General features: G+C 53.2%; 10 protein-coding genes and 1 tRNA gene. 6 read left to right on the top strand and 5 right to left on the bottom strand.

Annotated elements, in window-relative coordinates; all coding sequences use genetic code 11:
• Positions 1-188: 188 nt before the first annotated feature.
• Entirely contained in the window at positions 189-719 is a 531-nt protein-coding gene (locus D1646_RS07660) for a hypothetical protein (protein ID WP_160635908.1), read from the bottom strand.
• On the bottom strand, positions 716-1,567 hold the full coding sequence (locus tag D1646_RS07655; protein WP_160635907.1) for an endonuclease/exonuclease/phosphatase family protein: 852 nt from the start codon (positions 1,565-1,567) through the stop codon (positions 716-718). The genes D1646_RS07660 and D1646_RS07655 overlap by 4 nt, the downstream gene beginning before the upstream one ends.
• A 679-nt stretch (positions 1,568-2,246) precedes the next feature.
• Between D1646_RS07655 and D1646_RS22645 the strand changes: the two genes are divergently transcribed.
• Entirely contained in the window at positions 2,247-2,414 is a 168-nt protein-coding gene (locus D1646_RS22645; RefSeq protein ID WP_201754586.1) for a hypothetical protein, read from the top strand.
• Positions 2,415-2,608: 194 nt separating this feature from the next.
• Here the strand turns inward: D1646_RS22645 and D1646_RS07650 are convergent.
• Positions 2,609-2,693 (bottom strand) — tRNA-Leu (locus D1646_RS07650).
• Positions 2,694-2,769: 76 nt separating this feature from the next.
• Positions 2,770-3,195, bottom strand: coding sequence for a DUF3842 family protein (locus tag D1646_RS07645; RefSeq protein WP_160635906.1), 426 nt, complete (start codon positions 3,193-3,195; stop codon positions 2,770-2,772).
• A gap of 64 nt (positions 3,196-3,259) precedes the next feature.
• Here D1646_RS07645 and D1646_RS07640 point away from each other — a divergent pair, with 64 nt between their 5' ends.
• Positions 3,260-3,523, top strand: coding sequence for a hypothetical protein (locus D1646_RS07640; RefSeq protein WP_160635905.1), 264 nt, complete (start codon positions 3,260-3,262; stop codon positions 3,521-3,523).
• Here D1646_RS07640 and D1646_RS07635 read toward each other — a convergent pair.
• Positions 3,501-4,349: a patatin family protein gene (locus tag D1646_RS07635; RefSeq protein WP_160635904.1), complete on the bottom strand. Its 849-nt coding sequence runs from the start codon at positions 4,347-4,349 to the stop codon at positions 3,501-3,503. The two genes, D1646_RS07640 and D1646_RS07635, sit on opposite strands and share 23 nt — an antisense overlap.
• 136 nt (positions 4,350-4,485) lie before the next feature.
• Between D1646_RS07635 and D1646_RS07630 the strand changes: the two genes are divergently transcribed.
• The 4 genes from D1646_RS07630 to D1646_RS07615 are packed head-to-tail and all read left to right on the top strand — an operon-like array spanning position 4,486 to position 6,997.
• Positions 4,486-5,148, top strand: coding sequence for a 5-bromo-4-chloroindolyl phosphate hydrolysis family protein (locus tag D1646_RS07630; RefSeq protein WP_160635903.1), 663 nt, complete (start codon positions 4,486-4,488; stop codon positions 5,146-5,148).
• A 44-nt stretch (positions 5,149-5,192) separates the two neighbouring features.
• Entirely contained in the window at positions 5,193-5,405 is a 213-nt protein-coding gene (locus tag D1646_RS07625; protein WP_160635902.1) for a hypothetical protein, read from the top strand.
• On the top strand, positions 5,383-5,823 hold the full coding sequence (locus tag D1646_RS07620; protein WP_160635901.1) for a hypothetical protein: 441 nt from the start codon (positions 5,383-5,385) through the stop codon (positions 5,821-5,823). The genes D1646_RS07625 and D1646_RS07620 overlap by 23 nt, the downstream gene beginning before the upstream one ends.
• Positions 5,816-6,997, top strand: coding sequence for a toxic anion resistance protein (locus D1646_RS07615; protein WP_160635900.1), 1,182 nt, complete (start codon positions 5,816-5,818; stop codon positions 6,995-6,997). The genes D1646_RS07620 and D1646_RS07615 overlap by 8 nt, the downstream gene beginning before the upstream one ends.
• Positions 6,998-7,003 lie beyond the last annotated feature (6 nt).

Here is a 7,003-nt window from a genome sequence, read left to right as displayed (position 1 = left end):
GTTTCCTCTGCTGAGGCTATGGTCATAATTTCTCATTTCCACACGCTGCTCAAACGCTTATGAATACAGCTTCTTAAGGTCGGAGAGATGACCGAGAGTATGTGCGTGGCGGAGTTGATGAGGATGTATCAGAAATTGACAGAATAATAACAGGGCCTGTGTTGTACAACACAGGCCCTTACAATAATTTAGAACTCAAATGGATTCAGTGAAGCGAGATTTTTTAGCACTTTACCCAGCGCATTACTGCCCAATATTTTGGAAAGTGCCTCAGTAAAGGATGCGGCGTCCTCAAATTCCATTCCTTCACTATTAAATCCAATTTCTTTTGCGATATCTTCTTGAATTGTTAGACCAACAGGATACATCCCAATACTATAGTACATAATAAATACCCTATATCTGTATTTAGGAGTATTTTTTGATGTTACAAATAACTCATAGACAAAACGGTTACTGTAATCTTCATCAGTAGCATTGTCGCCCATCACATCTTGAACATCAAACTTGGTAGCCTTGGTAGCCTTGGAGAGAGATTCCGCAAGCATTTGCGTCTGTAAAAATAATTCGTTACTTCTATACGGGCCATCATATTCCGTAACTCTTGCGATTACACGCTCACCAGAAATCTTGGAAAGTTCTTTGCATTGGCTGTTTACAATTTCCAATGGTGATTGTAAATCCTCCAGAGCGGAACTGTCAAAATTCCACATACTCATAGTAAATCCTCCTGTAAAGCAAAAAACAGCGGCAAATGGTCACTATATAATATCTCATCTGGTTTCCCGTTTTTATTCACAAAGCACTTATCACCAACTCCAGTAAGTATTTTTAATGAGTCCTTTTTATATGCCTTGATGATGTCCGCACTTATAATAACCTGATCAAATATATTCCAAAACAGTTTACTTGCTTTGCCACTATTGCTATAATAACTCCCTTTGGGATAATTAGCATCTCCGAGCAAATTCCACATAGGATTATAAAAGATTTGCTTCTTTATCCCAAACAATTCTCTGGATCGTGCCTGTTCTACCGTGGACGAATCAAATATTGCGTGCAAATAACCAAAGTCTGTTATAATAGGCTCAAACGGATTGGCGTTGAAATCACCTATCATAATTACTTTTTCATGTTTAGTTTCTCTTTCCGATTCTTTGGTTGCACAAATAAAGTCACTTCCTACGACCTCGACATCTTTTGGCTCCGTACAAAGCTTACTCGGAAAGTGAACACCGCCCAGCAAAAAATGATATCCCGTCAAATTGAAATTGTGAATTATATAATACCTAGATTCCCGAATAATTTCGCTTAAAATGCGATTATCTGCTAATATTTTAACTCTCGCATTTCCTGCAATAGATTTACGTTCACGGAAATCTCTTCCTATAAGAGACAACTTATTGCATAGGCCAGTAATTGGAGAGTTGAACTCGGCCAAGACAATAATATCACAATCCGTTTCCTGTACAATGTTGACTATGGCATCCTCAATCCGTGATATATGTTGAGTATCTGTTTTGGATTTATTTGTAATACAGGTATTCCAAAACAAAATTCCGACCATTATTAAATCATTCCCCAGCAGTCTAATCTTCTGCTCATAGAATAGCATACCAGTAATGAAAATGCAATAAACAAATCAACTCAGAACCCTGATTTTTATATCGTAAAGATTGTCCGCAAATCAAAGCCGGTTTCAGGTTTTAGACGGAAACTGTATTACTCCTCCAATAAACCTCTTTGAACCCCTTGTCGCACAGACGGTTCAAGGCCCCGATTTGCAGACAGCGAAGATGCTTAGAACCACACTTTGCCCCTCCAAGGCAAACTATACCGCCCCTACTGATAAGTGATTGGAAAGCCTTGCGGCACAAGGATCAAAAATCTCTAAATGTCCACACCAGCAGATGTGGAATACAAAACAGAGAGTAGAAAAAGTAACCCCCGATTTGGGCGTCCCAAAGGAAATCATACAGCCCAATCAACTTTAGCGTTTGAACTCCCTACGGCGCAAGGGCTTTGACTCCTTACTTTTTCTACCAGCGTTCGCCTTGACAGGACATCTGAAATCCGATACAATACCCGCAGAAGAATGAGAGGATGTTGAGTCCTCGTTGTTGCGATACATGATTTTCCGACAGAGAGGGGGCTACCTATCCACAGAGCCGAAAAGAAATGATTTTCAGTGTACACGAAAGGACACAGGGACGTGCCTTCGGAATTTTCAATACGGAGGACACTGCTTGAGCAAGCGAAAGAAACCAATCAACAACACCAACATCCCCCAGCATCAGATCGAGGCCATCGCCCGCTGCATCCTGCCCGACATTCTCGCTTTCTACGAAAGCATAGAGGGGCAGCGGGAATTTGAAGAATGGAAAAAGCAGCGGCAGGCCGAACAAAAAGAGTAAACGAACAGGGCGGACGCAATCGTCACACGATGCGCCCGCCCTGTTCCTGCCTATTTCTTTTTTCGCGGCCCTCTCGGCTTGGATGTCACTTTCCGCTCCAGGCCGTTTCGGAAGTGGGTATCCTCAAATCTCTCGAAGAAAACAAATAATCCGAACCCATCTCCTATCGGAAAAAGGTTCGGATTATATGGTCGTGGTGCGCCCGAGGGGACTCGAACCCCTACCTGTTGCCAGAATGGAACCTAAATCCATCGTGTATACCAATTTCACCACGGGCGCATACCGGTGGAGGCATATCGGGAATATCTGTTATACTCCGCAACAGCATCTATCATACAGGAGGGAGGAGAAAAAGTCAATCAAAGGATGAAACATTTTTCACCTCCGCCGCCAGGCGCTCCACGGCCCGGGCCACGTAAGCGGACAGAGGCAGTTCCTCAACTCCGGCCACAATGACACCGCAGCTGTTCATAGGCACCAGATATTTTCTGGCCTGGCAGCTCCCCACCGCCTCGGCCATTGCGGGGGTGACCTCCCCCAGAATTGCGTTGGCCACTACAATGCCCACCGGGCCCAGGACCCCGCGGGCGTCCATCACATTTCGGACCACCGGGTTCTCCCCCGTCGCGCCGAAGTCCGCCCCCGCCTTCAGCATCGCGGCGGTGGCCACAGTGTTGGTCCCGATGGCATACACCTGGGCCTGGGGCAGACGAGCCTTCACCGCCTCCACCAGCAGCTGGCCAAGACGGCCTCCCTGCCCGTCGATTACAACAATTTTCATAAAAACTCCTTTTTACGAACCCATTTGGCCGCGTCTCACATAAGATAATTCGGGGGGTGGTCTTTTGTCTTCCATCTACAACGCCAACAGCGGAGAGCTGCTCACTATGGCAGTGGCCTTTTCTGCCGCCCTTGCGCAGGGCCAAAGTCAGACTCAGCTGGCCAAGCTGGGTGCATTCTTTACCATTGTGGGGGACACTCTGGCCCTGTATGCGTTGGAGCCCAGCCAGTCCGGTACGACCGGAACCCGGGCGCGGGCCCGGTCACAGCAGGCAGTGGAGGCGCAGGCGGCTGCCGCATCCGCCATCAATCTTGGAGAAACGCTCTGATCTCCTCTAAACGGTCGACCGCCGTCTGATAGCCAGCCGCCCACAGCAGGCGCAGTTTCTCGGTGTTCCGCTCCGTCCGGGCCACGCCCAGGGTAGACTCCGGCGCGATGACCAACACATTGCCTTTCCGTTCCGTCTGAAACAGCTGCTCCCGGTCCCGGTTGTAGACCTCCGCCCGCCCCTCCATGGCCGCCACAAAATTGGGGTAGGCCCGGTAGCGCTTGCGGATCAGCTTCATCATGTGGTCCGGCTTACGGCGGTAGTTCCGGGGACGGCTGAGTACCACGATGACCCGGTCGCACTTGTCCATAGCCCGCTGCCAGGGGATAGCGTCGCCGACGCCGCCGTCCAGATAGGGCTGACCGTTGATCTGGAAGATGGGGAACAGCAGCGGCATGGCACAGCTGGCCTGAAGGACCAGCGACTCCTTGTCCCGCCGGGGGACAGGGAGGTAGTCCGCCTTGCCGGTGTTCAGGTTGGTGACCACCGCCTCCACCTCGCCCCGGTAGGCTGCGAAGGTGTCGTAGTCGAAGGGGACCAGCTCGTTTGGGATGGTGCTGAAGCCAAATTCCAGCCCAAAGTAGCTGCGGTTGTGTCTGTCCGCCAGATTGCGCCAGCCCATGTACCGCCTGTCGGGGGCAAACCTGGTGACCACCTCCAGATTGCGCCGGGGCTGCTGGGATACATAGCTGACCCCATAGGCGATGCCCGCCGATACGCCGATGACATAATCCGTCATCACGCCGCCCTCCAGCAGGCCGTCGCACACGCCGCTGGAAAAGATTGCCCGAAGGGCCCCGCCCTCCAGTACCAGTCCTGTTTTCATAAAGACCTCCTGCGCCGAATCAGGCGCTTTTCTATTATACCCCTCTTTTTCCTATTTTGCAAATAGTTATTTCCTTGACACTCCCCGGCAGTTGGGGGTAAAATACAGGTGACTATTCTTTCTGCGGAGGTGCGCCATGAACACCCATAAGAAGGTCTCAGTTCTGCCCATCTATCTGGTGGGCGCCGTGTGGCTGGGGTACGCCCTGCTGTTCCCGCTGTACCGGGTCAGCGATTATCTGCTCTGCGCCGGGCTGTCCCTGGCGGTTTTAATCCTGGGGAAGGCAATCTGGCCGGACAAGGTGGTCCAGAGTGCCGAGGCTCCAAAGCCTGAGCCGAAGCAGGAGACCAACCCGGAGACGGCGGCCCTGCATAAGGAGAAGGACCGGGCGATCTCTGAGCTGCGGCGGCTCAACGAGGCCATCCCCGACGCGAAGATTTCCGCCCAGATTGACCGCCTGGAGGAGGTTACGGGGAAGATCATCGACCAGGTCATCTCCAATCCCAAGAAGAAGCCCCAGATCTCCCGGTTTCTGGACTACTTTCTGCCCACAACGCTGAAGCTGCTCAACGCCTATGACCGGATGGACTCCACCGGCGTGTCGGGGAGCAATATCGACACCACCAAGCAGAAGGTGGAGGAGATGCTGGACACCCTGTGCGCCGCTTTCGAGAAGCAGCTGGATTCCCTCTTTGGGGAGGAGGCGCTGGATATCTCCGCCGATATCGCCGTGATGGAGAACCTGCTGGCCCAGGAGGGGCTGAGCGGCGGAACAGGAGGGCCCACGCTGGAGCTGTAGAGCGGGACGGTCGAAGACTGCCCCTGTAGAACAGGACGATTGCTATGTGGTGGAAAACTCAACCCGAAAAAACGCTGTTGACAGGCGCAATTATCTGGACCGTTGCCTTTGCCGCCGCTTTGCTCAATGTGCTCTGCCGCCACAACAGCTGGTGGGTCATTGTTACGTTCCTTTTTGCAGTCAATGCGGCAATCCGCTGGATCACCTATGCGAAACAACAACAGGAGGTCAACCATGAAGAAAAAGAGAGCCCCTGAGTGGCTCCGGTGGCTATACCTCGGGATGGCGTTTCTCGGCCCCTTCGCCGCCTGGATGGACTTTCGGGACTACCCATACTACTACAAATTGGGTCTGTTCAGCGAGGAACGCTGGATCGAGGTCATGGCCGGCTTTCACTTCCGCTGGGCTGTGCAGGGGCTGATGGCGGCCTGTTTTCTGTTCCAGTTCCTCATTCTCACCTGGAACAAAAATGGAGACAAGGACGCTGCTCTGCCAGATAAGATCGCCGGTACTGTCCTGGTGTCGATTTGGGCCATACTGCCCCTGCTGATCTCCATACCCGACAGCGCATGGGGACTGTGGGCCATTGTACTGATTGCGTCCATCGTTGTGACGGGACGTATGTGGCTAAAATACTTTGAAGAGAAACGACTGGAGGAAACCTATTATGAGTGACGAACTGAACATGACCCCCGAGCTGACCCTTGCCCCCACCGCCGCCCAGGCGGCGGCTCCGGAGCTGACCCTGACCCCCTCCGCCCCCCAGGCCCCTCAGGTGGATGAGGCGGCCCAGGCGGCCCGGGATGCCAACGCCGTCAAGCTGGACGACTCCATGCTCAGCGAGGCGGAGAAGAAGATGGTGGAGGATTTCTCCCAAAAAATCGACATCTCCGACTCCAGCCTGGTCCTCAACTACGGCGCGGCGGCCCAGAAGAACATCGCCGCCTTCTCGGAGAGCGCCCTGAACAACGTAAAGACCAAGGACCTGGGGGAGGTGGGCGAGGCCCTCAGCTCTCTGGTGGTGGAGCTGAAGACCTTCGGCCAGCCGGAGAAGAAGGGCATCGGCGGCTTTTTCCAAAAGAAGCGCAATGAGCTGGAGGCCCTGAAGGCCAGCTATGCCAAGGCGGAGGTCAACGTAGAGAAGATCGTCAAGGTGCTGGAGAACCACCAGGTGACCCTGATGAAGGATGTGGCCATGTTCGACCAGATGTACGAGCTGAATACCAAGTACTACAAGGAGCTCACCATGTACATTCTGGCGGGCAAAAAGCGGCTGGAGTACCTGCGGACCCACGACCTGGCGGAGCTGAAGAAGAAGGCGGAGGCCACCGGGGCCCAGGAGGATGCCCAGGCCTACAACGACTACGCCAACCTGTGCAGCCGCTTTGAGAAGAAGCTCCACGACCTGGAGCTGACCCGGATGATCTCCGTCCAGATGGGCCCTCAGACCCGTCTGCTGCAAAACAACGATACCCAGATGCTGGAGAAGATCCAGTCCTCTCTGGTGAACACCATCCCCCTGTGGAAGAGCCAGATGGTGCTGGCCCTGGGGCTGGAGCACGGCCGTCAAGCCACCGCCGCCCAGGCCGCCGTTACCGACATGACCAACCAGCTGCTGCAAAAGAACGCCGATATGCTGAAAATGGGCACCATCGAGACCGCCCGGGAGGCAGAGCGCTCCGTGGTCTCCATCGAGACCTTGCAGCACACCAACCAGCAGCTCATCTCAACCCTGGACGAGGTGATGAAGATCCAGACCGAGGGGGCCCAGAAGCGGCGGGAGGCCGAGAAGGAGCTGGGCCGCATTGAGGGCGAGCTGAAGCAGAAGCTGCTGGAGCTGAGGGGGTAAGCTGGG

The sequence above is a fragment of the Pseudoflavonifractor sp. 60 genome, from assembly GCF_009911645.1.
Lineage (GTDB): Bacteria > Bacillota > Clostridia > Oscillospirales > Oscillospiraceae > Lawsonibacter.
This window is presented reverse-complemented; position numbering and strand designations above follow the sequence as displayed.